We start from the raw sequence: 22,148 nt of genomic DNA on the forward strand, positions 1-22,148 counted from the left end.
TGTAGAGTCGGTAAAAGCCTTGTCTGTCACTTCCTCAAATGCCGAATGCAGATTATTGTCGTACCAATCCAGCTCCAGATCGGCGTCATTGCGGATGATCCGTACCATGTCATAGTCATGCTGACCATCCGTCTGATCCTTGGCCGTGATATAGACCAGCAATTCCGGGTCATCTGCGGCACCGGGCCGCACCTCTACCTCAGCGCAGCGCACTCCGTCAAGTTCAGTGAAGCGGCGTATTTTGGCATCCTTGATGTAGTACATGGTCTCCCTCCTTCCTTGCGAGTAGACGGGTTTCCCCATCTGTAGTTTTCGGAACGGACAGACATTTTATGCTTCTTTTCGGCATATATACTGATGAACTGGGGATTTAGTTTTTGATTCATTCCAACACTGGATGAACACGACAAAGAGAGGATGAACAGACATGTGCGGAATTACAGGTTTCATACAGTGGAACGGAGACTTAATGCATCAATCTGAGCTGCTGCTGAATATGACACAAACGCTCTCCGATCGCGGACCGGATGCTGCGGGTACCTGGATATCCAACCCGTGTGCCTTCGGACACCGAAGACTGAGCGTAATGGACCCGGAAAATGGCGCTCAGCCCATGATCCGGCAGCTGGAGGATATCACTTATACGATTGTATATAACGGGGAAATATATAACGCGCCTGAGCTGAAAAAAGAGCTGCAACAGCGCGGGCATTTTTTCCGTACACAATGCGACACGGAGGTGCTGCTCGAATCCTATATCGAATGGGGCCCTGAATGTGTGGATCGGTTAAACGGCATTTTTGCGTTTGCGGTCTGGGATAGCGAGCGGGAGCAGGTATTTCTGGCACGGGATCGGCTGGGAGTGAAGCCGTTATTTTATAGCCAGACCGAAGAAGTATTCGTATTTGGCTCAGAACCCAAAGCACTGCTTCAGCATCCAGCAGTAGAAGCAGCAGTGGACGCCGAGGGATTGGCCGAAATTTTTATCATTGGGCCTGCACGTACCCCCGGACACGGCGTCTATTCGTCCATGAAGGAGCTACGTCCCGGGCATACGCTAACCTACACCCGCGACGGCGTGCGCATTCAAGCCTACTGGAAGTTGGAAAGCATTGCGCATGAGGATAACACCGAAGAAACGGCGCTCAAGGTACGAGAACTGTTGCTGGATACGGTGGAGCGGCAGCTCATTTCGGATGTTCCAGTGTGCACCTTATTGTCTGGCGGGCTGGATTCAAGCGCTCTATCCGCATTAGCTGTCGATTATTACAACCGTACCGGGCAAGGACAAGTTCATACGTATTCGGTGGATTATGTGGATAACGACAAGCATTTTAAAGCCCATGCGTTTCAACCCGGAGCCGATGCCCCCTGGATTCAGCGGATGGTGGATGAATTAGGGACAAATCATCACTGGATTGAATTCGATACACCAGAAGTCGTAGCAGCTCTGAACAACTCCACACTAACGCGGGATTTACCCGGCATGGCGGACGTGGATTCGTCGCTGTATCTCTTTTGCCGGGAGATTAAAAAAGGAGCCACGGTCGCTATTTCCGGCGAGGCTGCGGATGAAGTTTTTGGCGGATATCCTTGGTTCCACCGGGAAGATATGCTGAATTCGGGTACATTCCCGTGGGCAGTTGCACCCGATATGAGAGCCAGTCTGTTGTCTCCCGAGGTACGGGACTGGATCAAGCCGCTGGAGTATTTGAACGATCGCTACTCAGACGCGGTAGGAGAAGTGCCGAAGCTACCGGGGGAAACAGGAAAAGCTGCGCAAATGCGCGTCATGTCCTATTTGAACATCACCCGCTTTATGCCTACTCTACTGGATCGCAAGGATCGGATGAGTATGGGAGCCGGACTCGAAGTGCGGGTGCCGTATTGCGATCATCGATTGGTACAATATGTATGGAACATTCCGTGGAGTATCAAGATGACAGGCGGACGTGAAAAAGGTATTTTGCGCAAGGCGCTGGAGGGCGTAGTGCCGGATGATGTGCTGTATCGCAAAAAAAGCCCATATCCCAAAACGCATAACCCTTCCTATCTTGAGGCTGTGAAAAAGCAGGCGTTGCAGCTGCTGGATGATTCCTCTTCCCCACTGCTCAAGCTGATCGATGCGCAAAAGGTACGCGATATTGCCGCCTCACCGGAGGCATCCACCAATCTGCCTTGGTTTGGTCAGCTGATGTCGGGTCCCCAGTTGTTTGCCTACTTGGCTCAAGTGGATAACTGGTTGCGCACTTACAAGGTAGCTATTCGATAAGCTACACTGAATGCTGGAGCAATAGAGCTTCTAAGCGGCAGCGGCAATTTTTCGCTGTGTACTATATGGGGAACAGAAAGTACCAAAAAGGCTATCCGCAGCTCATGACTGACGGATAGCCTTTTTTTTCGTTATGTGAATGGGGGGATGATTTCTCCCCTGTTACCAAGCTATGCCTGTGGATTACCCAGCTTTGTTGCCAAATCACGCAGAGCTATCCCTCGGTGACTGATAGCCTGCTTTTGTTCCAACGTCAGCTCGGCCATTGTCTTTTCAAACTCTGGCAAATAAAACAGTGGATCATACCCAAACCCGCCGCTGCCGGCGGTTTCAGTAGTAATCCAGCCTTCCACGGAGCCTGTCGATTCCAACGTCTCGCCAGTCTGCGGATTATATAGAATCAAGGTACAGACGAATTGAGCCGGGCTTAGCAAAGGCTGTCCCGTATCATCACCCAGCTGCTTCGATTCCAGAACGTCGAGCAGCTTAATATTGTTTTCGTGATCGCTGGCACCTTCTCCAGCATAACGGGCAGAGTATACCCCCGGCGCACCGTCCAGCAAGTCCACGCAGAGGCCGGAATCATCGGCCAGCACGGGCAATCCGAGCACATATCCAACCGCTTTAGCTTTTTTCAGTGCATTTTCGGCAAAGGTTTTGCCATCTTCAACGACATCAGGAATGTCGGGATAATCGTACATGCTTCTGACTTCCTTGCCAAACGGCGCAAAAGCATGGGCAAATTCCCGCACCTTTCCTTTATTTTTCGTAGCGACAATGACGACCGGGCCATCCAGCCGCATTATGCGCCAGCTCCTGTACGTCCAGCACCGATCTTATCAGCAATCGGTCCAAGCACTTCTTTTTGGCGCTCAATCATTTGCAGAATCCCTTGTTCGCCCAAGCTAAGCAGTTGATCCAATTCGTTACGATCAAATGGGCTTTCTTCACCTGTACCTTGCAGCTCAACATATTTTCCGCTGCCAGTCATGACAAGATTCATGTCCACTTTGGCCTTGGAATCCTCTTCATAGTTCAGATCCAGCAATGCTTTTTCACCAACAACCCCTACGCTGACGGAAGCCAGGAAATCGGTAATTGGAAAAACAGGCAGCTTGTGCTGGGTGGCAATTTTATTGACCGCAATCACCAACGCTACGAAAGAACCGGTAATTGAGGTTGTGCGTGTTCCGCCGTCCGCCTGAATGACGTCACAATCCAACGTAATCGTCCGTTCACCAAGCGCCTGCAAATTGACCACTGAACGCAGCGCTCTTCCAATCAGACGCTGAATTTCCATGGTACGGCCTGTCAGCTTGCCACGCGCTGCTTCACGCTGATTACGGCTATGAGTCGCACGCGGAAGCATGGAATACTCTGCGGTTACCCAGCCTTTTCCTTGTCCCTTCATAAAGGGTGGTACGCGTTCTTCTACAGTAGCCGTGCAAATGACTTTCGTCTCGCCAACCTCTATAAAAACAGAGCCCTCCGCGTATTTATTTACTCCTGCTGTCAATTTCATCGGGCGCAGCTCATCACCGTTTCGTCCGTTAGATCTACTCATGCTTTTTCCTCCTACGTCGTATGCAACCTGTTCTTATATGTTTATTTTACCAAAGTGTGCAGGCAAAAGCACCCCAAGGACGATTCCCGCCCTTAAAGAGGGATTTCGTTAATATGTTGCGGCTTGGCTACAGGCTCTCCATAATTTTGATTATTTTGTCCAATCACGCTTTTTTCACCATTTAGTTCAATCCGAATTTTTGTTTTGACCGCATCATCTGAATTGTCTGCCGCTGTCAGCACAACCGATTCCAAAAATTCAGCAGGCACGGCTTCTCCCTTAGCAAACATATCATCCGAAAGAGATACCGTAATTACGTTGTCTTTGGAGCGTTCTACCGATTTCAGCGCCGTCTCCCCTGTCATCACTTCTTGTAGCCCATCCTTGGTCTGCGGCCCTTGAATCAATTGATGCAGCGCTGACTGGACACGATCTTTCTCAGGGCTAACCAACCGTGTTACAGGTACATAGTATTGAACTCCAGCAGGAGAAGAAGAAGAGAAATACACGGTGACTGGACTGGAATCCAGGGGTGTCACGCCATGACCAATTTCCAAATTAATACCTACTGCACGCGTCAATGGATGATCCAGCGGTGTGCCGCCAACAGGCATTTCGTTCAGTTTCTTGCCTTCCACCCAGATCTGTACACTCTCAATATCGGGACGGTCGGTCAGGGTCCAGGTCAAACTCTCCATTAATTTTCGTTCTTCCTGTGGCTTATAGTTCGCGAAAGATTTATTGAACTCGACAACAGCCAGCTTGTTGTTCTTGTCCACCGTCACACTTTTCACTTCTGTACCCTGGGGTATTACACCTTTAAATCCCTCTGGTAATAATCCAGCATACGGCCCGCCCTCAACTAATGTTTCCAGCGCTGACTTGGCATCTGCCTGCACATCACCTGTAGCAATCGGTAAAGATACCGGGGCCAGCAAACCGTTATGATCTTGCAAAAAAACAGCCCTCAGTTGCCCCGTACTGGCGGGTGCTTTTCCCGTTACAGCCTTAATCATCGACTGCTCTGTCGTGGACGGCGGGGGGTCAATGGATGCCGATTCGTTGCCGAAAAGGCTGCAGCCCGACAACAACAGGGGTAGGGATAGCAGTCCAGCTACAGAGGTCATACGCCATGGGTGTTTTATATTCATAAGTGAAGTTCCTCCCTAACAATTTTGTACAGATTGTACTAATATGTATACGAGCCTCGCGTAAAAAATAACTACTTTTTCAGCAGACTGGACACACTGGTCATAATTGCAGTAGAAATCAGGATCTATACGAGGAGGGGAACTTCAACTTTATGGACAAGAAAAAAGCACCTTACAGCCTGAATAGTAAAAAGGTAGCCGATGCCACCCGCGAGTTGCTGCACAAGCGTGGTGTGAACCTGACTGAAATTGCAGAACTGGTCATGCTTTTACAAAAAAAATATTACCCGACCCTAACGATGGAAGAATGTATGGAGAATGTGGACAAGGTACTGATGAAGCGCGAGGTTCAAAATGCCGTGCTCACGGGCATCCAACTGGATATCCTTGCTGAACAAGGCGCTCTTCTTCCCCCATTGCAGGACATGATTGAGAATGATGAGGGATTATACGGTGTGGATGAGATTCTGGCCTTCTCCATCGTAAATGTGTACGGTAGCATTGGATTTACCAATTACGGTTATGTTGATAAACTCAAACCCGGTGTGCTGGAACGCCTGAATGATAAAAGCCTCGGGCCGATCCATACGTTCCTGGACGACATCGTGGGCGCTATCGCAGCTTCGGCCAGCAGCCGTATCGCCCATCGCAAACAGGCAGAGCGCGAGCAGGAGCTTGGGGAAGAAAGTGCACCGAATACAACACGTTAAATAACAAACAACGCTTGGAATACAACAGATATATACAGGGTTAGAGGAGAACTAGACATGGCAAACGTAACTGAAGGATATACATTCCGTACGATGCAGGCTGACGACTATGATCAGGCCATTGACCTTTGGAATGGCTTAGACGGATTGGGATTAAGCGAGGCCGACTCACCGGAGCGGATTGCACGCTTTTTACAACAGAACGAAGGACTTAGCTTTGTCTGTGAGCATGATGGAAGCATCATAGGCACGATTTTGGCGGGTCACGATAGTCGCAGGGGGTTTCTGTATCATCTGGGTGTAGCCACAGCACATCGTGGTCAAGGGATCGCGCCCAGACTGGTGGATAAAGCGTTATCTGCTTTGCTGAGAGAAGGCATTGATAAATGTCATCTGTTTGTGATGGAGCATAACGCAGGGGGTCAACGCTTCTGGTCAGCTAACGGCTGGGAGAAACGGGATGGAATTTTACTATATTCCCGAGAACTAGAACTAGGATCTAACGCTTGATCTATACAAATAGGAACACCGGGTCTGATTCAAGTCGAGCTATAAACGATCAGACCCGGTGCATAAAACTCACAGCTTATTCATTGGTATTCTAACATTTCAAGCTCAGATTACCTTTATTCATAAATTACAATCCATTTTGTGGACGCAGTGCACGTTCTACAATTCCCAGCGTGGATTGACGAGAGAAGAACCGGGACACCTGAGCTACCCAATAGTTTTGGCGACCGGAAATGATGTGACTACGCCCCTTTTCAAATGCTCTCAACGCGTTCTTCACAACGGTTTGGGGAGTTTCCCTAACTCCAATTGACGCTTCACTTGCGCCAACAATATCAAAAAACGGCGTTTCCGTTGAGCCTGGACAAAGGGCCAGAACTCTAAGCCCCCGTTTCCGATTTTCGGCCCATAGCGCTTCAGTAAAAGAAAGCACAAATGCTTTGGTTGCTCCATACACCGCCATATAAGGATCGGGCTGAAATGCAGCTGTGGAAGAAACATTGATTAATCCACCATCCCGCTTACGCAATAAATCAGGCATAAATGCATGTGTGATGTCGACTAAAGCAGCCACATTGAGCATCACTTCCTCATGCTGTCGTTCTCCTGAAACCTGCTCAAAGTATCCATAGGTGGCAAAACCCGCGTTGTTAATCAAGAGATCTACCTTTAGCTGTTGCTTTTGAACCTCCTGATGCAATGCTTGGGGTGCTCCTGGTGTGGAAAGATCCAACGCAATCACCGTTGCTTTTACGTTATATTTAGCTGAGAGTTCTTTAGCCAGTGTCTTTAATTTGGTTTCATTGCGTGCTACCAAAATGAGATTACATTTCTTAGCTGCGAGCGAATAGGCAAAGGCCTCGCCAATACCGGATGAAGCCCCTGTGATCAGAGCTATTTTATTTGCGTACATAAACATGATGACAACCTCCAAAGTATCGTTGTTTTATTTTAGAAACATTGTTACCACTACTCTATAATGAACTGAAGTCATCTACTATGACGACCTCAGTACACTTCATATTTACGATGGAGATGAGGATGTTTTAAATGCTACGAGCGCATTCTTCAGTGTAAATGCATACACTCCTTGAGCCATATCTACATCTGAAAAATGACCTGCAAACTGAAGATGTATGACTCCATGTAAAGCAGACCAAAACATCCGGACAACCAGCAGCGGATCATGTTCTTTCAATGCTCCCTGCTCCATAGCGTGTATGACGGTTTGCAGGATTTGAGACAGGGCCGTTGTGGTACCCTCCAAGCTCTGTTCATCCGGCTTGAAATCAGATAATGCCCCGCCAAACATCATTTTGTAATAGGCTGAATGAAGCTGCGCAAATTCCCAGTACGCCCAGCATAGAGCTTCAAGATCAGCGAGTACGCTTTCGGTAACAGGTACTTGCTGGAAGGATTCAGCCAATAGCCGACATCCATCCAAGTACATCGCATTGGCAAGACCATCCTTACTGCCAAAAATACTGTAAATGATCTTGGTGGAACAGCTTAATTTCTGGGCAACTCGTCGCACGGTCACGGCCTCTGGCCCTTCTTCCGCAAGAAGGATACATGCGGCATCAATGACATTTTTACGGAGCAATTGCTGCTGCTGTAGCTTCACTTCCGAATAGGTTTTATAGGGATGCGATGGCTCGGACATGATTGAATGCACTTCCTTTTGCTTATTAAAAACTGTTGCTTGATGCTACTATAATAAATTAAAGATCTACACAAGATTTCAGGAAACATCGTTTCCGTTAAGAACCATAGTATTCTAAGCCTGAGTGTTTGTCAAATAAAAAAGAACGCAATGAGTAGGTACACTTACCGCGCTCTGGTTGAATGCTTAAAAATGAAGCTATGTTTGGCGTTCCACGATCAGTAGGCAATGCCTACCCGTGTACGGATAAATTCGTAACTCTTGCATTGACGATAGGTAAAATCAGCCGTATCCGCGGTGGTAATTTGTGAGCCACCTTCAGGCAAAAAATCTTTTTCCACACGATAAATCCCTGTCCGCGCTCCATCCGGCAGATAGGTTGGACATACAATTGTCCAGTCTAGTGCCGATTCACGCAGCAATTCGTACACTCGCCGATGTTCCTCAGCCGCACGAGTGCTGCGTCGCCGGGTCTCGGAGGACTCGTACCGATACAGGTCCGATTCGGTCCGGCTTTGTAAAATCCCTGCCGTTCCTACCGTAATGAGCCGGGAAATGGACTGCTCCTGCATGAGCCGGATCAGCAGGGCTATATTAGCGGATAAGGTAGTCGTTCCATCCGTATTCAGCGCACTGATTACAGCCGTCGCCCCACCCTTCAGCGCTTGTGCTACGTCCTCTGCATTAGTGGCATCGCCTTGTACGATTTGCAGCTGATTCCCGTACCCGGGTGCGTAATCCTCCAGCTTATCCGGTGAACGAACAAGGACCGTAACGACATGACCGTCCTCTAATGCATAATCTAATATGTACCGTCCTACGCGTCCGGTAGCTCCCAGCAGCAGCAAATTCATAAAATCCTCTTTTCCGGCATGCATGCCGCTTGTCATGTTGCTTCGTCATGTCACTTGTTGGGTAGTTTTCCGCGACTATTGACGGCAAAGGGGATAGAAGCGCGTGATTGAGTCCGTCTCGCTCATAGAGGCCCGTTCACGGCGCACCAGCTCCACCAGATGAGCCAGCGTCTCGGACATGGCAAACCTTAGCTGGTGAATACCCAGCTTGCCACCAAACATGGCAATGCACAGCTCATAGGCTGTGCTGCCCTCCGGTTGGATCAGCTGCTGGAATTTATCCAGCCGTTCTTCATGATGCGCCAGCAACGCTTGCGTCCGCTCCCGAAAATAACCAAACGGATTGCGGTGCCCCGGATATGCCCACGCTACCTCCAGCTCGCTTAGACGCTGCAAGCCGTCTACATAAGACTTCAACGGCTGGGCATCACTGCCCGGCAGCAGACTGATATTAGGAGAAATCTGCGGCAAAACTGCGTCACCGCAGAGGATAACGCCGCTATTCGGGTCATATAAGGACACATGTCCGGGCGCATGCCCTCCTGTCTCGGCGGGCAGCCAACTGCGTCCACCCCATTCCAGACGAGCGTCCATTCCGGTAGGAATAACGGTAATCTCAGGCTGTGGATTCACTTGCAAATAAGCCTGCCGTATATGTAATTCCAAGACCGACACTTGCTCCAAAGGAAAGCCATGCTGGACAAAAAAGCTAGGAAGCCTGTTCTCCATTGCGACCGTCGATTCTGGAGCGTCCCACATCATCATCGCTTCCTTATGGCTTCGAGCTGACATATGTACACGAGCCAGCCCGCCAATCCGTAATGATCGGGGTGATGATGAGTTACCACAATGTCAGAGATATCCTCAAAGGACATCCCCAGCTGTTGGAAGACATGCGCCCATTCTGCCTCGGTATCCATATTGCGCGGCCCCGGGTCTACAATCGTAAAACCGTGCTGTCCCTTGAGCACATAGCTATTCACCCAGCGCAGCGGAAATGACATGGATATTTTGACCTGAAAGCCTCCGTCTATTCGCTCACACGGTGTAAGCTCTGGCATTTTCATGGCTTCCCATCCGCCTTTCTGTTTCAAGCCCGCACGCCGACAAAAATCATTCGAGGCGAAGCATCTTCGATATATTGATCTTCATTATAGCTTCCGTGCACCTGCTCTACGGATAGTCCGGCTTGCTCTAGCACTCCACGGAACTTTTCATACGGATATAGCTTCACTCGTTCATGATACACGCGCGCGGGTTCTCCCTCAGTAGGAGTCGTACCCAGAGCAGAGGCTGCCTCAGTGGCCGTAACAGATGCGGCTGACCGAATCGCAATTTGCTTTTTCACAAAGCCATCTTCAATGACCCGATGCTCCTCAATCCAATTTCCTTCATCCTCCCGTGACGAATGCGGTACCAAATGAGCGGTTACGTAAGCAGGGTTCAAATAATCTATGATAAAGCGTCCTCCCGGCTTCAACAACCGATATATTTCCTTTAGTACTTTAAGCTGCTCCTCATCCTTTTCAAAATAACCGAAGGAGGTGAACAAATTCATCACCGCGTCATAGCTTTCATCCAGCGGCACCTCTCTCATATCCCCTTGATGCCAACTTACCCGCCCTTCGGAATCAGCTGCACGAGCCTCTCTCAGCAGCACATTGGAAAGGTCCACACCTGTCACCTTATAACCTGCATCTGCGAGCGCAAGCGAATGACGTCCCATCCCACAGCATAAATCCAATACGCTGGAGCCTTGCGGTAATTTGAGCCAGGAGATCATTTTTTGTACTTCCTGATAGGCCCCCTGAAAGTCGCGATGCTTGTATACCAATAAATAATCTTCCCCAAAGCTTTGCTCGTACCATTCTGCCATATCGTTTCTCCTCCATGAACTCATTTCGCTCTATTACATACTATATTAGCTTTTTCAAACTGGAAACTCAAAAGCATTACGAATAAGGGTTTTACAAAATCCTGAACAACAAACATGTTACAATAATCGTTATTTGAATCCATTTCATAATACCTTCAGTAGCTTTAATAAAGAGTACATGATCCACCCCATTTTATCATTAAAATGATTCATGGGAACGCCTTTAGAAGTATTCATAAGAGAAAGGAGCAGCAAAGTTATGATTCAAATTGGACTTACGGGTTGGGGCGATCACGATGACTTGTATCCAACGGGCACCAAAGCTAACCAAAAACTAAGCGTCTATGGAAGCCATTTTCCGGTAGTAGAGATGGATAGTTCTTTCTATGCGGTGCAGCCCACAGATCGTATGGCACGCTGGGCGGCGGAAACCCCAGACTCTTTTTCATTTCTCGTCAAAGCCTATCAAGGCATGACTGGACATACCCGCTGCAAGCAGCCTTACTTCAAAACAATAGATGCCATGTACGAAGCACTGCATGCATCCATACAGCCTCTTCGCGAAACGGGCAAGCTTAAAGCCGTGCTGTTTCAGTACCCGCCCTGGTTCGACTGTACACGTGAGAATGTCGCTGTACTGCGAGACACGAAAAAAAGGATGGGAGAGGTCCCATCCGTACTTGAATTCAGACATCAAAGCTGGTTCACACCCGATTTTCGAAAACAAACGCTGGCATTCATGCGTGAGGAAGGTTGGATACACAGCGTATGCGACGAGCCGCAGGCGGGACCGGGGTCAGTTCCCATTGTGCCGTTGGCTACAGACGGTAATCTGACAATCGTACGTCTCCACGGACGGAACATATCGGGCTGGAATCAAAGCTCCGCGCCTAATTGGCGGGAGGTTCGTTATCTGTATCGGTACAATGAACAAGAGTTGACCGAATGGAGAGACAGATTGCTGGAGCTGGAGCAGCAAAGCCGTGAGGTGTGCGTTATTTTCAACAACAACTCAGGTGGAGACGCCGCTGCTAACGCCAAGCAGCTCATGACCATGCTTGGCATGGACCCTAAACCTTTTCCACCTCGCAAGCCACCCGAAGAAGATAACGGGCCGGAACAGCTTGAACTATTTTGAGGAACAGGCTGAGGGTGGGAAGTTGGAAATAGCCTCCCTGAGCTTGCGTGCGTTATCCAGTAAATGCGGGTCGTTAGGTAAATAGCGTAAAGCGGTTTGGTTATGCTCATACGAAGCGTCCAGCTTACCTGCATGGGCGTAGCAATGGCTGAGCCGCACATGAGGTAACCAGGAGTAGCATGGCAGCGGAACAGGTCGCATACCCGGAAGCTGATGCTGTTGCTCCAATGCCTTTTCATACCAGTATGCGGCAGTGCTCCATTCGTTTCGTGTGAAAAACCAGTCACCGATCATGCAGCACAAGTCTGATTGCGGTACACCGTATCGAAAGGAGCGTAACAGACTATCCAGCTGTTGCTCCGGCTTCCCGAGGTGAAGATAGCATTCCGCCGAGCGCGCACAAGCGGTAATCCTCTCCTCCCGGTAGCCGCTCGGCTCCTCCAACAGATGATTGAACGCCTCTGCCGCCTCGGCATATTCTTTACGGTCAAAACATTCATTGGCATGCAAATACAGCAGACGCCCCTCCAGCTTGCCGCTTTCGCTGATCCACCTGGCGAGAATACGTTGATTACGGAGCGTGTGGTCTTGCATTCGGCGGTGTGTGACTGCCACATCTGAATGAACGATTTGCCCTTGAGGTATCACCAAATCCTCATGCAGACGTCCCTCCCAGCGATATTGTCGCTCACGCTTCACGAGACGGATACGGCGTGAGGTGAACAACAGTTCACCCTGCTCCCCCTCTGCCAAATGAAGTGGCATTACCACTGCGTCGATATCCATAGACAAACGCTGCTTCAAGGCACGCAGGCGCTCGCGGTCCGGCTCCAGCAGCACATCGTCCGCATCCAGCCACATGATGTAGGAACACGTCGCCTTATCAAACGATTCATTACGGGCGGCTGCAAAATCATCCTTCCATTCAAACGTATAAAGCCGATCCGTATAGCGGGCTGCTATCATCTTCGTCTGATCCGTCGATCCCGTGTCCACAATGATGATTTCATCCATCAGGTCTGCGACCGAATCCAGACAGCGTGCAAGTGTCTGCTCCTCGTTCTTTACGATCATGCATAAGCTGATGGTCGTCATTGGATGCTCAGTCATGACTTCACGTCATCCCCTTTACCTTTGGCTGAATCTGCCTTCGTTTTTCCGGTAGACTCGCCATCAGTATATGCGCCTCTCCTTTCAGCCTGCGTCTTGTCTGTCTGTTCGACACGTGCATACCTTTCCAACGGCAAAAGTTGTTCCTCCATATGCCGGATTCGCTGTACCGCCTTGTCGAGTGCGGCCTTTCGCTGATTCATTTTGCGAACATGCTGCTGCTCCACCAGTCGAAATTGTTCCTCGTCCAGTTTCATCCACTCATTCAGATGCGCTACCTCTGGTTTGACCTCACGCAGTTCTTTCGACTTCTTGCGGCCTGCAAAGCACAAATATTTGTGATGTACCTCCAGCGCTTTTTCATCAAAATAAGGATACAACACACGGGAGAGGCTCCCAGCATAGTAAGTCCGCTTGTGATCATGGAACGGATGGTATCCATAAGGTACAGACAAGACGAGCGTTCCCTTTTTATTCAACAAGCGGTAAGCATGAGCCAGCAGGGTGTCGGGATGCGCAAAATGTTCCAAAATCTCCCCTAAAATAATGGTGTCAAATCCACCGGGAGGACGCTCAAATTGTGAAATGTCCTTTAACTGAAAGTGGACTCTTCCCCGGACGGGTGCGGATTCCTGACGAAGTTCTTTTTTTGCATAAGAAATGCTGCCCTCTTCCAAATCAATGGCCGTTACCTTAAAGCCTTCTCGCCCAAGCAAAATGGACGTTATGCCCTGACTGCACCCAACATCCAGCACGGTATGGCCCTGTACATGGCGGCAAATCCAGTGAATTCTATTGCGGGTGGCTTCATGAGATTCCTCCGAATTGATCTGTCCGTAATAACGTTCGTTTACCTGATCACGGTTAGCCAACAGCGGCGCCCCCTCCATCACCGGGATGCCCCAAGATCACGACATGTCCACCTGTACAATGTGCGGTCGCATTACGTGTATCGAAGACCAGCGGGGCATGGTCGACCAGCTGTTGGTAATCCACCACAGAATGGTCTGTCGTGATGACTACGATATCTGCACTTTCCCATAGCTGAGCATTTGCCGTTCGCGATGGGATTGCTTCACCGTTCAGCTTAAAGCTCGATACATATGGGTCGGTGAAGCTCACCGAAGCTCCCATTTTTATTAGATGTTCAAACAGGACAAGAGCTGGGGATTCCCGAACATCATCAATGTCCTTTTTGTAGGCCACACCTGCCAGAATGATTTTGGCTTTGTTCATGGCTTTACCTTTATGAGCGAGCATGGCTTCAATTCGCTCCGCAATATACAGCGGCATACGCCGATTCATGCGATCTGCCAAGTCCACGAATTCCAGTGGAAAACCATGCTGCTCGGATTTCCATGACAAGTATAGCGGATCAACCGGGATACAGTGCCCCCCGATGCCAGGTCCCGGATAAAAAGGCATATAGCCGAATGGCTTGGTTGCCGCTGCATCCAGTACCTCCCATATATTGATGCCAATTTTCTCACAGGCGGCTGTCAGCTCATTGACCATTCCAATGTTGACGCTACGGAACGTATTCTCGAACAGCTTGGCGGCTTCCGCCACGGTTGTCGAGCTGACTGGAACAATCTGGTCCAAAAAGGAGCCATAAAAACCCACTCCCGCTGCCAGACAATCCGGCGTGCAACCGCCGATCACCTTGGGTGTGTTGCGAATATTAAAATGAATGCTGCCCGGATCAACACGTTCCGGTGAAAAGCACACATAGAAATCCTTACCTACCGTCCAGCCCCTGCGCTGCTCTATCACCGGCCGAATCAGTTCCTCGGTCGTTCCCGGATAGGTGGTGCTTTCCAGAATCAACAGTGTTTGTCTACGCAAATGAGGTATGGCCTGATCAATAGCCGTTTCAATATAGGACGTATCCGGCTGATGTCCGTCTGTCAGCGGCGTAGGCACACAAATCACGACGATATCCGCATGCTCCAGCACCTTGATATCCGTAACTGGATGCAATTGCTGCCCGATCAGACCTTCCAATGCATCATCGCCAATGTCTATGATGTAAGACTTTCCTTGAAGCAGCTTGGCTACTTTGACAGGATCGGAATCTACACCATATACATCATAACCAGCCTGTGCCATTTCCACTGCCATGGGCAGCCCTACATAACCGAGGCCGATTACCGCAACCTTTACAGTTCCTTTAGTTATTTTTTCCATAAGCTGCAAAATACCCACCTCTTTCATCGTTACTCCATGCCTCGCAGTAGCTCAGCAATTCCAGCGCGATCCATTAACTCATCGTCCGAGCGATATTGATCGAAGCTCACTCGTTCCAATCCACCATATTGGCTCAGTAAGCGCTCGTCTGCTTGCTGGGGAAGAATAACAAAATAACGGTCATCATAGCGATACGTGTGCGGCACCTCATAGGGCGAAATCAGCACCTCATGCAGCTTTTCCCCACCACGTATACCAATCTCCTTCACTTTCAACGCAGGCTGTCCCGCCTGTTCTTTCATCACTTCTGCCAGATCTGCAATATTGCAGCCCTTCATTTTCATCACAAGGGTCTCTCCCCCAATTGCCGTGACAGAAGCCTTCAGCAGCAAGCCAATCGCCTCTCCGAGCGTGAGGAAGAAGCGTGTCATATCTGGGCTCGTCAGCGTTAATTCCTGCCCTTCCGCGATCTGGCGCTTGAACAGGGGCACGACACTTCCACTCGTCCCCAACACGTTGCCGCCGCGAATACACACAAAGCGAGTACGCTCACTTAAAGTGTTGGCGCGGATCATCAGTCTTTCACCGATCGCCTTCGTCATGCCATATACATTCACCGGGTCTACCGCCTTGTCTGTAGAGACATCAATTACCTTGGCGACTCCTTGCTCAATACTGGCGCGGATCACGTTTTCCGTACCGTGTACGTTCGTCTTGAAAGCCTCCTCTGGCTGTCTCTCACACACAGGGACATGCTTTAATGCCGCCAAATGGAACACATAGTCCACTCCGCGACATGCCTCCTGCAATGCCTGAAGGTCGCGAATATCTCCAATCATGAAATTCAGGCGAGGATCAGATTGAAATTGCCGCTGCATGGCAATCTGTGCAAATTCACCGCGTGAAAATATCCGGATTTCCGCCGGTCCCTCCTTCAGCAATTCAGCCGTTAGGCGTTGCCCCCAAGATCCCGTGCCTCCGGTCACTAGCAGTTTTTTTCCTTTAAACAATATAATCTCCTCCTGACCGTTACGAATTGGCAATGCCTGTTCCCAGAAATTCAGCCAGCACAGCATTCATTTCAATCTCTGATAGCCGATCCTTCGCCGGCACTTTTTTTACCGAAGTATTTGCGGCATGAATGACGTTCACATAGTTGCGAAGTGGAATGACCTCATGCGGCAGCTCCGTTACATATCCGTGCGTACCCTTCCCAGGAATGACGACACGGTAATCATTTAGAAAATCCTCCACTTGATAGCGAAACACATAAAAAGAAGGCGAACGGTGAAACACCGGTGCCATCTGCCCCTCAACCGCATCCCACAGGTAACCCATCTGGTTCACCAGCGCAACCGTCTCCGGTTGAAACTTGTAATCATGTAACTGTTGTACAAATGACTGGTGGTATAAATCGTCGGAATCTATTCGAGCAATGAGCAGTTCGTCCGCGCCTTCGATGTACGCATGAATTCGACGTTTACTTTCGATGCTCGTACCAAAACGGATGTGGTCGGGAATGGGCTCATGTCGGGCTAGTTCCTCTTCCACAATGTCACTGCATCCGCCCGCCAGCTTGACGACAGATAAGAAATCCGTATTTGTCTGACTGAGTAAACTACGCAGCGTAAAGGTTCTGAATATATCCAGTCGCTTGCTGATCCACTCACGTGTCAGGCGGTTGGGATTCATCCCATAGTTATTAAAATTAATTTCAATTACAATCTTGCGATTCATTGATCTTCCTCCCTTTCAACCGTCTTCTCTCAAGTTATGAAGACGCCTCTGAAACGGCACGTACAGATGCAACGAATCTTGTAAAAATAGGTAGAATCCAAAAATAATAGCCGTTCATACAAAAACCTTTTTGCTTTCGACATATGATAGAATACAAAGTTTTTTGCTCCATCTGAAAAGTTGAACAAGCAGGAACGACAGGGAGGTAACATGTTATGACGAATCCAAGGTATCTGGAGATTGACGAGGTACTGAAACGATTGAAGCTGGCACTCGATCAGCACCAGTCCTTTTCGCTCATTCGTATTGGGGATGGTGAAAATTTGGTGTTGTCGCAGGACACCGTCTGGCCGATGGAAAAGGTATTACAGGAACGTTGGGCGGTCAAAGCCAATCTCGGTCAAAAGGGACTGTTTCTACCGAATACGGAACTACGGGACGCGGTGGCTGAGGCAGTGAGCAAAGCTAGCATTGCTGGCATTTTGCCATATGATGACGAATCTATTAAAGCACCATCCTATATGAAGCGGGAGCTGACCGATCAGGTCTTTGCTCACTATGCTCTTTCCCCCGCGCTGACCTGCCACGCCTGCCTGAATCGGTATTTGGCTGAGACACCCGCTTTCTGGGACATGCTGAAAAATCGACGCATTCTGCTGGTCACCCGGACGGCCGCTGAAGTAAAGCCTGTTCTTGAGGCCGATCCGTACAGGCTGAATATCGCGCACACGCTGGCATTTCATCAATATGAACAAATGCCTGAAACACTCCAATGGATCGCAGCACACAAAGATGACTTTGATATTGCGCTATTCTCTTGTGGTGTCAATGCAGTCGTGTTAGCACAAAAAACAGCAGAGCTAACTGGCAAAGTAGGTATAGACTTCGGCAAGGCGATTAATATCGTCATGTTCGGCAAAGCTAATTAATGAATAAAGATAATTTGTGAAAAAATCCACTTAACAAGTAATCTTTGCTCCGTATATCAAAAAAGCACTAGCAAATTTCAGTTTGCTGGTGCTTTTTGCTATCATACATTTTCCTAAAGTCCGTAATCGAAAAGAATAATCCATATAAAGCCTTGGGCCCTTGCTTGTTTAGAAATAGAATTTGAGATTTCCTGTCACTTCTTTTACAATATTACAGAAACTAGCATTCATTTAGAAATTATGAGGAGGATGTTGAAATGTCACATAACAAGAGATTGAAGACATATCCACTTACAAAAGCAAAGCATGTAAAGGTTCATGGTCGAACTACGCAAACACGTACACCTCTTACTCTGTTTTGGACAGGCAGTGGCATTGAATTGAATATCAAAGGCTCAGAGCTGTGGATTGAAATTGAGGCCGATTACCAGGTGTTTGAACCCTGGATCAGTATTGTCATCAATGGGGTTCCGATGAGTCGCCTGATGGTGACCGCAGGACGACATTGGATCTGTCTTTTGAGAGGGTTGAACCCTGACACGGTCAAAAATGTCCGTGTGGTCAAGGATGTCCAGCCTATGAGTTCGGACTCGCGCTGCTTGTTGCAAATTCATGCCCTGAAGGTTGATGGGGAATTGCTGCCAGTCACTGATAAGCCCCTCAAGGTGGAATTTATCGGTGACAGCATTACCTCGGGAGAAGGAACGATTGGAGCGAAGGAGGAGACAGACTGGGTTCCCATGCTGTTCACAGCACTACGCAATTATACAGCCATAACAGCCGAAGCACTAAATGCGGACTACCGAGTGTTATCACAAAGCGGATGGGGTGTCCTAACAAGCTGGGATAATAATCCGCATGCGAACATACCGGCATATTATGAGCAGATATGTGGTGTGCTGACCGGTGAGAGAAATGAAGCATTAGGGGCATTTTCAGATTATGATTTTACCTCATGGCAGCCGGACGTGGTCGTAGTGAATTTGGGGACTAATGACGGGGGAGCCTTTTATTCTCCTGCATGGACGGACCCAGCAAGCGGGAAAGTGTACAAGCAACGCTTGAACGAGGACGGCACATTCAATGAAGAAGATTTACAATCTTTTGAAAGCGCTATCGAACGTTTTCTTGTCAAGCTTCGGACCTGCAATCCTGCTGCCCATATTGTGTGGGCCTATGGGATGCTGGGTACTCCGATGATGCCCTCAATCTACCGAGCGGTAGACGCGTACAAGAAAAAAACGAGGGATCGGAATGTGTCTGTATTCCAACTGCCTAACACGACGGAAGAAACGATAGGATCTCGCAGCCATCCCGGGCTCTCCGCCCATGCCAAAGCAGCAGATGAGTTGACAGTGTATTTGCGAGAGATTCTAAAGAAATAGAATCCGAGAAGCACAATCAACTCTGTAGAACACGCTCATAAAGGAAATTACAACAACTAGGTCATTTGTGCTCTGGGTGTTGTTGTTGAGAATTATAGCCACGAGTCTGCAGCAGATGTCTGTCTATGCTCGTGGCTAGTTAGCGCAGCGGACTATCCTAGGAGAACCACGAACAGGCAGCGAGCATTTACTATAGAAATAATTACCTGATATATTTACAAAAACGGAGTCGAAGCAATGCCCGTGAATACCTCTGGACCATTACGAACAGTGGTCGATACACCAGAAATATAAGAAGAATATACTGTTTGTATTGCCCAGGGAGCAGACAGATCCTGTGCATTAAAAGCTTGCGTTTCATTAGAACCAGTCACGCCCAGTACCCCCTCGGCGCGGTAGACTACCTCACTCGGATCATAGTCGGCTCCACGCACGATTTCAACCGCATACGTATCGCCAAGCTCACCGAACAGACCAATGGAACCACTAAAAGTTACAATCGGACCCGGCACAAGAAAGGTCCGCAGGGTGATCAAACCGAAGCGCTCCGGTATAGGACCCAGCTGTATATCGGGACCCTCACCTGTTTTTGATGAATTGGTGGAGCTTCTCATATCCAGAAAAAAACCCATACCTTATCCCTCCAAATTGCAAGATACTCCATGCTATGCAAGAAATTCTTTAGCGTATTGGACAAATTAGTAATAAATCTATCAATTCAGCTCAAAATAACCGATAGTAAATACATATGGTATAAATATTAGAAATGAATATGTAGATAGAAAGCAGGGGTTTGATGAAACAACTGAGACGACTCAAAACATTAACACTACGCAAGAAATTGACAGCAGCATTTCTACTGGTCATGCTTGTTCCAAGCATTATTGTAAGTTCTTTTTCTTATCAAGCAGCATATAAACAGACGGACCGCCAATTACTCGATAGTGCGACAACTAGCGTTACCGCATCCGATCGTGCAGTTACTCAAACGATTCAAGCCAAAATCGCTGATCTCGAATATTACTCTACGACGATGACGGCTAGTGATAACAGTGCCGAAGCAGATGAAGACATCCTGAAAAGGTTACAAGTGTATTTAAAAATGCATGCGGAAGCTGTTGATATGTTTGTAGGAACTCCCGAAGGAAAACTCATTATTGGCAAAGCCGTAGGCTCCACAAACGACCCTCGTGAACGTCCGTGGTACAAACAGGCCATGGAGAAACCCGGACAAACCGTAATCAGCCCTGTCGGACTCAATACGGCTAAGGTCCCCGTTGTATATATTTCACGTACACTTCCTGACAACAGTGGTGTTCTCGGTCTTTCGCTGAACCTAAATAATTTAAAAGAAATCACAAATTTAAAAATCGGACAAAATGGCTATATTATGATATTAGATGGTACCAAACGTATCGTTACCCACCCGACAGAAGTCAGCGGAAGTACCAAAATGGGGGAAACGATACCCGAATTATTTGCCTCCAAAGAAGGTAGCTTTAGTTACGATATTAATGGCGTAGATAAACACCTGATTTTCAAAACCAATACGCTGACAGGCTGGAGAATTGCTGGAACGATGGACAAAGCAGAAACCAGTGCCTCCGCCCAACCGATTCTTATCACGACGATCATCGTGTTGATGATTGCAGCCATCATCATTGGTGTGCTCGCAATGTGGCTAATCAGCAGTATACTTAAGCCCATCCAAAGATTACGTAATTCTATGGATGCCATCAGCCAAGGTAATCTTTCGATTAACGTAGCTACGACCAGCACAGATGAAATTGGTGAATTATCAAGATATTTTCAACAAATGGTAGATAACCTGCGTAACATGATTAAAGAAATTCAAGCGATGACAGGCAATTTGTCGGCATCCTCGCAAGAGCTTGCAGCAGGTGCAGAACAAACGACCCGGGCTATCGAGCATGTGACCATAGCCATTCAAGATGTGGCTGCAGGCAGCGAACGCCAAGTGAGCAGCGCTAAAGATAATCAGGAACGGATTAGCGGCATGGCAACAGACATTACCACTATGACTGAAACCATGGCTGAAATGACCACTTACTCCGCACAGGCCATTCAGGCGTCGGATGCAGGCAGCGAGCATATCGGCAACAGCGTCGTTTCCATTGATGGCATTCGCACTACCGTGGAAGAACTGGATACCATCATCAGTGCTTTGAGTGACCGTTCTGGACGAATCGGAACGATTGTCACCGTCATTACGGAAATCGCCAGCCAGACTAATCTGCTCGCATTGAACGCTTCTATTGAGGCAGCACGCGCAGGCGAGCATGGCAAAGGTTTTGCTGTCGTGGCGACAGAGGTCCGCAAGCTGGCTGAAAACTCAGCTTATTCCGCACAACAAATTCGTGAACAGATTCAAGGGATACAGAGCGGTGTATCTGAAGCCCTGATCGCTATGGAATCCGCCAAGGAACGCGTAAGTGATGGTATTAATTCCATTGACCTATCCGGTCGCTCCTTCTCTCGCATCCGTAGAGCGGTAGCCAAATCAGCGAAGCAGCTCGATAACGTCGCAGCTTCTACCGCTGGAGTCGCAGATGGAACGAGTTCAGTCGTCAGCAGCATGGAGGAAATTACACGCATCGCTGAAGAAGCGGCATCCCATACGGAGACCGTGTCCGCAGCCGCAGAGGAGCAGCTCGCCTCCATGGAAGAGATCGGTTCGTCTGCCGCAGATTTGACCCGTCTGGCGGAGCAGCTTCAAGATTTACTGACACAATTCCAATTAGATGAAACAAAATAACCGTTCCAACCGATAAATACAGAGAAAGAGTCTTCACAATGAGGGAGGGTTGGAACATGGATATCGCAGCATTATCAACAGGTATGAGTCAGGCCAGCTTAGCTCAAGCCGTAAGTGTGAAGGTATTAAGTATGGCTAAGGATCAGGCCAGTGAACAAGGACAGGCTTTAGTGCAGATGATGGAAAAAAGCGTACAGCCTCATCTTGGCGGTCAACTGGACATTCGCGCATAAGTACATCCATATGCTTGGTTAAGGGCGATTCTGCTCAGGTCTGGACAGACCCG

The 22,148-nt window shown here is 48.6% G+C and carries 22 protein-coding genes and 1 pseudogene; 8 read left to right on the forward strand and 15 right to left on the reverse strand.

From position 1 onward, the window contains the following. On the reverse strand, nt 1–264 hold a 264-nt coding region (locus GRP75_RS06620), incomplete at its 3' end, for a hypothetical protein (protein WP_160788896.1). Nucleotides 265–427: 163 nt separating this feature from the next. Between GRP75_RS06620 and asnB the strand changes: the two genes are divergently transcribed. Next, nucleotides 428–2,272: an asparagine synthase (glutamine-hydrolyzing) gene (asnB, locus tag GRP75_RS06625; protein ID WP_160788897.1), complete on the forward strand. Its 1,845-nt coding sequence runs from the start codon at nt 428–430 to the stop codon at nt 2,270–2,272. A gap of 170 nt (nt 2,273–2,442) precedes the next feature. On the opposite strand, the gene GRP75_RS06630 is transcribed toward asnB, so the two are convergent. The 3 genes from GRP75_RS06630 to GRP75_RS06640 form a co-directional block, all read right to left on the reverse strand. Beyond that, entirely contained in the window at nt 2,443–3,075 is a 633-nt protein-coding gene (locus GRP75_RS06630; protein ID WP_160788898.1) for an XTP/dITP diphosphatase, read from the reverse strand. After that, nucleotides 3,075–3,836: a ribonuclease PH gene (rph, locus tag GRP75_RS06635; protein ID WP_160788899.1), complete on the reverse strand. Its 762-nt coding sequence runs from the start codon at nt 3,834–3,836 to the stop codon at nt 3,075–3,077. The genes GRP75_RS06630 and rph overlap by 1 nt, the downstream gene beginning before the upstream one ends. Nucleotides 3,837–3,928: 92 nt before the next feature. Continuing rightward, the gene (locus GRP75_RS06640) at nt 3,929–4,987 is read right to left on the reverse strand and encodes a GerMN domain-containing protein (RefSeq protein ID WP_103050106.1); all 1,059 of its coding nucleotides are present in this window, start codon (nt 4,985–4,987) and stop codon (nt 3,929–3,931) included. 152 nt (nt 4,988–5,139) lie between these two features. Between GRP75_RS06640 and GRP75_RS06645 the strand changes: the two genes are divergently transcribed. Both GRP75_RS06645 and GRP75_RS06650 read left to right on the forward strand, forming a co-directional pair. Continuing rightward, on the forward strand, nt 5,140–5,697 hold the full coding sequence (locus tag GRP75_RS06645; RefSeq protein ID WP_023990028.1) for a phosphatidylglycerophosphatase A family protein: 558 nt from the start codon (nt 5,140–5,142) through the stop codon (nt 5,695–5,697). A 57-nt stretch (nt 5,698–5,754) separates the two neighbouring features. After that, nucleotides 5,755–6,207 (forward strand): GNAT family N-acetyltransferase, encoded by a 453-nt coding sequence (locus GRP75_RS06650; RefSeq protein WP_160788900.1) that lies wholly within the window; start codon nt 5,755–5,757, stop codon nt 6,205–6,207. 127 nt (nt 6,208–6,334) lie between these two features. Here the strand turns inward: GRP75_RS06650 and GRP75_RS06655 are convergent, their stop codons facing one another. The 5 genes and pseudogenes from GRP75_RS06655 to GRP75_RS06675 form a co-directional block, all read right to left on the reverse strand. Then, a complete protein-coding gene (locus GRP75_RS06655; RefSeq protein WP_160788901.1) occupies nt 6,335–7,126 on the reverse strand; it encodes an SDR family NAD(P)-dependent oxidoreductase in 792 nt (263 codons plus the stop codon). Between the two features lie 105 nt (nt 7,127–7,231). Then, nucleotides 7,232–7,870, reverse strand: a complete 639-nt coding sequence (locus tag GRP75_RS06660) for a TetR/AcrR family transcriptional regulator (RefSeq protein WP_028541529.1) — start codon at nt 7,868–7,870, stop codon at nt 7,232–7,234. Between the two features lie 218 nt (nt 7,871–8,088). After that, the gene (locus tag GRP75_RS06665) at nt 8,089–8,724 is read right to left on the reverse strand and encodes an NAD(P)-dependent oxidoreductase (protein ID WP_160788902.1); all 636 of its coding nucleotides are present in this window, start codon (nt 8,722–8,724) and stop codon (nt 8,089–8,091) included. A gap of 75 nt (nt 8,725–8,799) precedes the next feature. Then, nucleotides 8,800–9,791 (reverse strand): annotated as a pseudogene (locus GRP75_RS06670) (MBL fold metallo-hydrolase). 23 nt (nt 9,792–9,814) lie between these two features. Continuing rightward, on the reverse strand, nt 9,815–10,600 hold the full coding sequence (locus GRP75_RS06675) for a class I SAM-dependent methyltransferase (protein ID WP_160788903.1): 786 nt from the start codon (nt 10,598–10,600) through the stop codon (nt 9,815–9,817). A gap of 259 nt (nt 10,601–10,859) precedes the next feature. Here GRP75_RS06675 and GRP75_RS06680 point away from each other — a divergent pair, with 259 nt between their 5' ends. After that, on the forward strand, nt 10,860–11,738 hold the full coding sequence (locus GRP75_RS06680; RefSeq protein WP_160788904.1) for a DUF72 domain-containing protein: 879 nt from the start codon (nt 10,860–10,862) through the stop codon (nt 11,736–11,738). Here GRP75_RS06680 and GRP75_RS06685 read toward each other — a convergent pair. The 5 genes from GRP75_RS06685 to GRP75_RS06705 are packed head-to-tail and all read right to left on the reverse strand — an operon-like array spanning nt 11,730 to nt 16,772. Next, nucleotides 11,730–12,848, reverse strand: coding sequence for a tetratricopeptide repeat-containing glycosyltransferase family 2 protein (locus tag GRP75_RS06685; RefSeq protein WP_160788905.1), 1,119 nt, complete (start codon nt 12,846–12,848; stop codon nt 11,730–11,732). The two genes, GRP75_RS06680 and GRP75_RS06685, sit on opposite strands and share 9 nt — an antisense overlap. Next, a complete protein-coding gene (locus GRP75_RS06690; RefSeq protein ID WP_160788906.1) occupies nt 12,845–13,720 on the reverse strand; it encodes a class I SAM-dependent methyltransferase in 876 nt (291 codons plus the stop codon). Before GRP75_RS06690 ends, GRP75_RS06685 begins: the two co-directional genes overlap by 4 nt. Continuing rightward, entirely contained in the window at nt 13,713–15,062 is a 1,350-nt protein-coding gene (locus GRP75_RS06695; protein WP_160788907.1) for a nucleotide sugar dehydrogenase, read from the reverse strand. Before GRP75_RS06695 ends, GRP75_RS06690 begins: the two co-directional genes overlap by 8 nt. A 2-nt stretch (nt 15,063–15,064) precedes the next feature. Next, on the reverse strand, nt 15,065–16,045 hold the full coding sequence (locus GRP75_RS06700) for a polysaccharide biosynthesis protein (RefSeq protein ID WP_053326002.1): 981 nt from the start codon (nt 16,043–16,045) through the stop codon (nt 15,065–15,067). Nucleotides 16,046–16,064: 19 nt separating this feature from the next. Next, the gene (locus GRP75_RS06705; RefSeq protein ID WP_160788908.1) at nt 16,065–16,772 is read right to left on the reverse strand and encodes a glycosyltransferase family A protein; all 708 of its coding nucleotides are present in this window, start codon (nt 16,770–16,772) and stop codon (nt 16,065–16,067) included. A gap of 215 nt (nt 16,773–16,987) precedes the next feature. On the opposite strand from GRP75_RS06705, the gene GRP75_RS06710 reads away from it, so the two are divergent. Together GRP75_RS06710 and GRP75_RS06715 are read left to right on the forward strand one after the other, a co-directional pair. Then, entirely contained in the window at nt 16,988–17,701 is a 714-nt protein-coding gene (locus tag GRP75_RS06710) for a GT-D fold domain-containing glycosyltransferase (RefSeq protein WP_023990040.1), read from the forward strand. A gap of 257 nt (nt 17,702–17,958) precedes the next feature. Beyond that, nucleotides 17,959–19,086, forward strand: a complete 1,128-nt coding sequence (locus GRP75_RS06715; protein WP_069080435.1) for an SGNH/GDSL hydrolase family protein — start codon at nt 17,959–17,961, stop codon at nt 19,084–19,086. 215 nt (nt 19,087–19,301) lie between these two features. On the opposite strand, the gene GRP75_RS06720 is transcribed toward GRP75_RS06715, so the two are convergent. Beyond that, a complete protein-coding gene (locus GRP75_RS06720) occupies nt 19,302–19,718 on the reverse strand; it encodes a hypothetical protein (RefSeq protein WP_160788909.1) in 417 nt (138 codons plus the stop codon). A gap of 164 nt (nt 19,719–19,882) precedes the next feature. On the opposite strand from GRP75_RS06720, the gene GRP75_RS06725 reads away from it, so the two are divergent. Next, nucleotides 19,883–21,862 (forward strand): methyl-accepting chemotaxis protein, encoded by a 1,980-nt coding sequence (locus GRP75_RS06725; RefSeq protein WP_160788910.1) that lies wholly within the window; start codon nt 19,883–19,885, stop codon nt 21,860–21,862. 56 nt (nt 21,863–21,918) lie between these two features. Next, complete coding sequence (locus GRP75_RS06730; protein ID WP_023990044.1) at nt 21,919–22,095, forward strand: YjfB family protein; 177 nt, start codon at nt 21,919–21,921, stop codon at nt 22,093–22,095. The last annotated feature ends 53 nt before the right edge of the window (nt 22,096–22,148 follow it).

Origin of the sequence: Paenibacillus sp. OT2-17, from assembly GCF_009827695.1 — a bacterium.
Classification (GTDB): domain Bacteria; phylum Bacillota; class Bacilli; order Paenibacillales; family Paenibacillaceae; genus Paenibacillus; species Paenibacillus polymyxa_B.

Excerpts from the sequence above, each read along its gene's own strand:
- GRP75_RS06710 (WP_023990040.1), top strand. The coding sequence starts at position 16,988 with ATGACGAATCCAAGGTATCTGGAGATTGACGAGGTACTGAAACGATTG.
- GRP75_RS06725 (WP_160788910.1), top strand. The coding sequence starts at position 19,883 with ATGAAACAACTGAGACGACTCAAAACATTAACACTACGCAAGAAATTG.
- GRP75_RS06655 (WP_160788901.1), bottom strand. The coding sequence starts at position 7,126 with ATGTTTATGTACGCAAATAAAATAGCTCTGATCACAGGGGCTTCATCC.
- GRP75_RS06630 (WP_160788898.1), bottom strand. The coding sequence starts at position 3,075 with ATGCGGCTGGATGGCCCGGTCGTCATTGTCGCTACGAAAAATAAAGGA.
- GRP75_RS06720 (WP_160788909.1), bottom strand. The coding sequence starts at position 19,718 with ATGGGTTTTTTTCTGGATATGAGAAGCTCCACCAATTCATCAAAAACA.
- GRP75_RS06665 (WP_160788902.1), bottom strand. The coding sequence starts at position 8,724 with ATGAATTTGCTGCTGCTGGGAGCTACCGGACGCGTAGGACGGTACATA.
- GRP75_RS06730 (WP_023990044.1), top strand. The coding sequence starts at position 21,919 with ATGGATATCGCAGCATTATCAACAGGTATGAGTCAGGCCAGCTTAGCT.
- GRP75_RS06715 (WP_069080435.1), top strand. The coding sequence starts at position 17,959 with ATGTCACATAACAAGAGATTGAAGACATATCCACTTACAAAAGCAAAG.
- rph (WP_160788899.1), bottom strand. The coding sequence starts at position 3,836 with ATGAGTAGATCTAACGGACGAAACGGTGATGAGCTGCGCCCGATGAAA.
- GRP75_RS06650 (WP_160788900.1), top strand. The coding sequence starts at position 5,755 with ATGGCAAACGTAACTGAAGGATATACATTCCGTACGATGCAGGCTGAC.
- GRP75_RS06645 (WP_023990028.1), top strand. The coding sequence starts at position 5,140 with ATGGACAAGAAAAAAGCACCTTACAGCCTGAATAGTAAAAAGGTAGCC.
- asnB (WP_160788897.1), top strand. The coding sequence starts at position 428 with ATGTGCGGAATTACAGGTTTCATACAGTGGAACGGAGACTTAATGCAT.
- GRP75_RS06640 (WP_103050106.1), bottom strand. The coding sequence starts at position 4,987 with ATGAATATAAAACACCCATGGCGTATGACCTCTGTAGCTGGACTGCTA.
- GRP75_RS06675 (WP_160788903.1), bottom strand. The coding sequence starts at position 10,600 with ATGGCAGAATGGTACGAGCAAAGCTTTGGGGAAGATTATTTATTGGTA.
- GRP75_RS06685 (WP_160788905.1), bottom strand. The coding sequence starts at position 12,848 with ATGACTGAGCATCCAATGACGACCATCAGCTTATGCATGATCGTAAAG.
- GRP75_RS06660 (WP_028541529.1), bottom strand. The coding sequence starts at position 7,870 with ATGTCCGAGCCATCGCATCCCTATAAAACCTATTCGGAAGTGAAGCTA.
- GRP75_RS06695 (WP_160788907.1), bottom strand. The coding sequence starts at position 15,062 with ATGAAAGAGGTGGGTATTTTGCAGCTTATGGAAAAAATAACTAAAGGA.
- GRP75_RS06680 (WP_160788904.1), top strand. The coding sequence starts at position 10,860 with ATGATTCAAATTGGACTTACGGGTTGGGGCGATCACGATGACTTGTAT.
- GRP75_RS06705 (WP_160788908.1), bottom strand. The coding sequence starts at position 16,772 with ATGAATCGCAAGATTGTAATTGAAATTAATTTTAATAACTATGGGATG.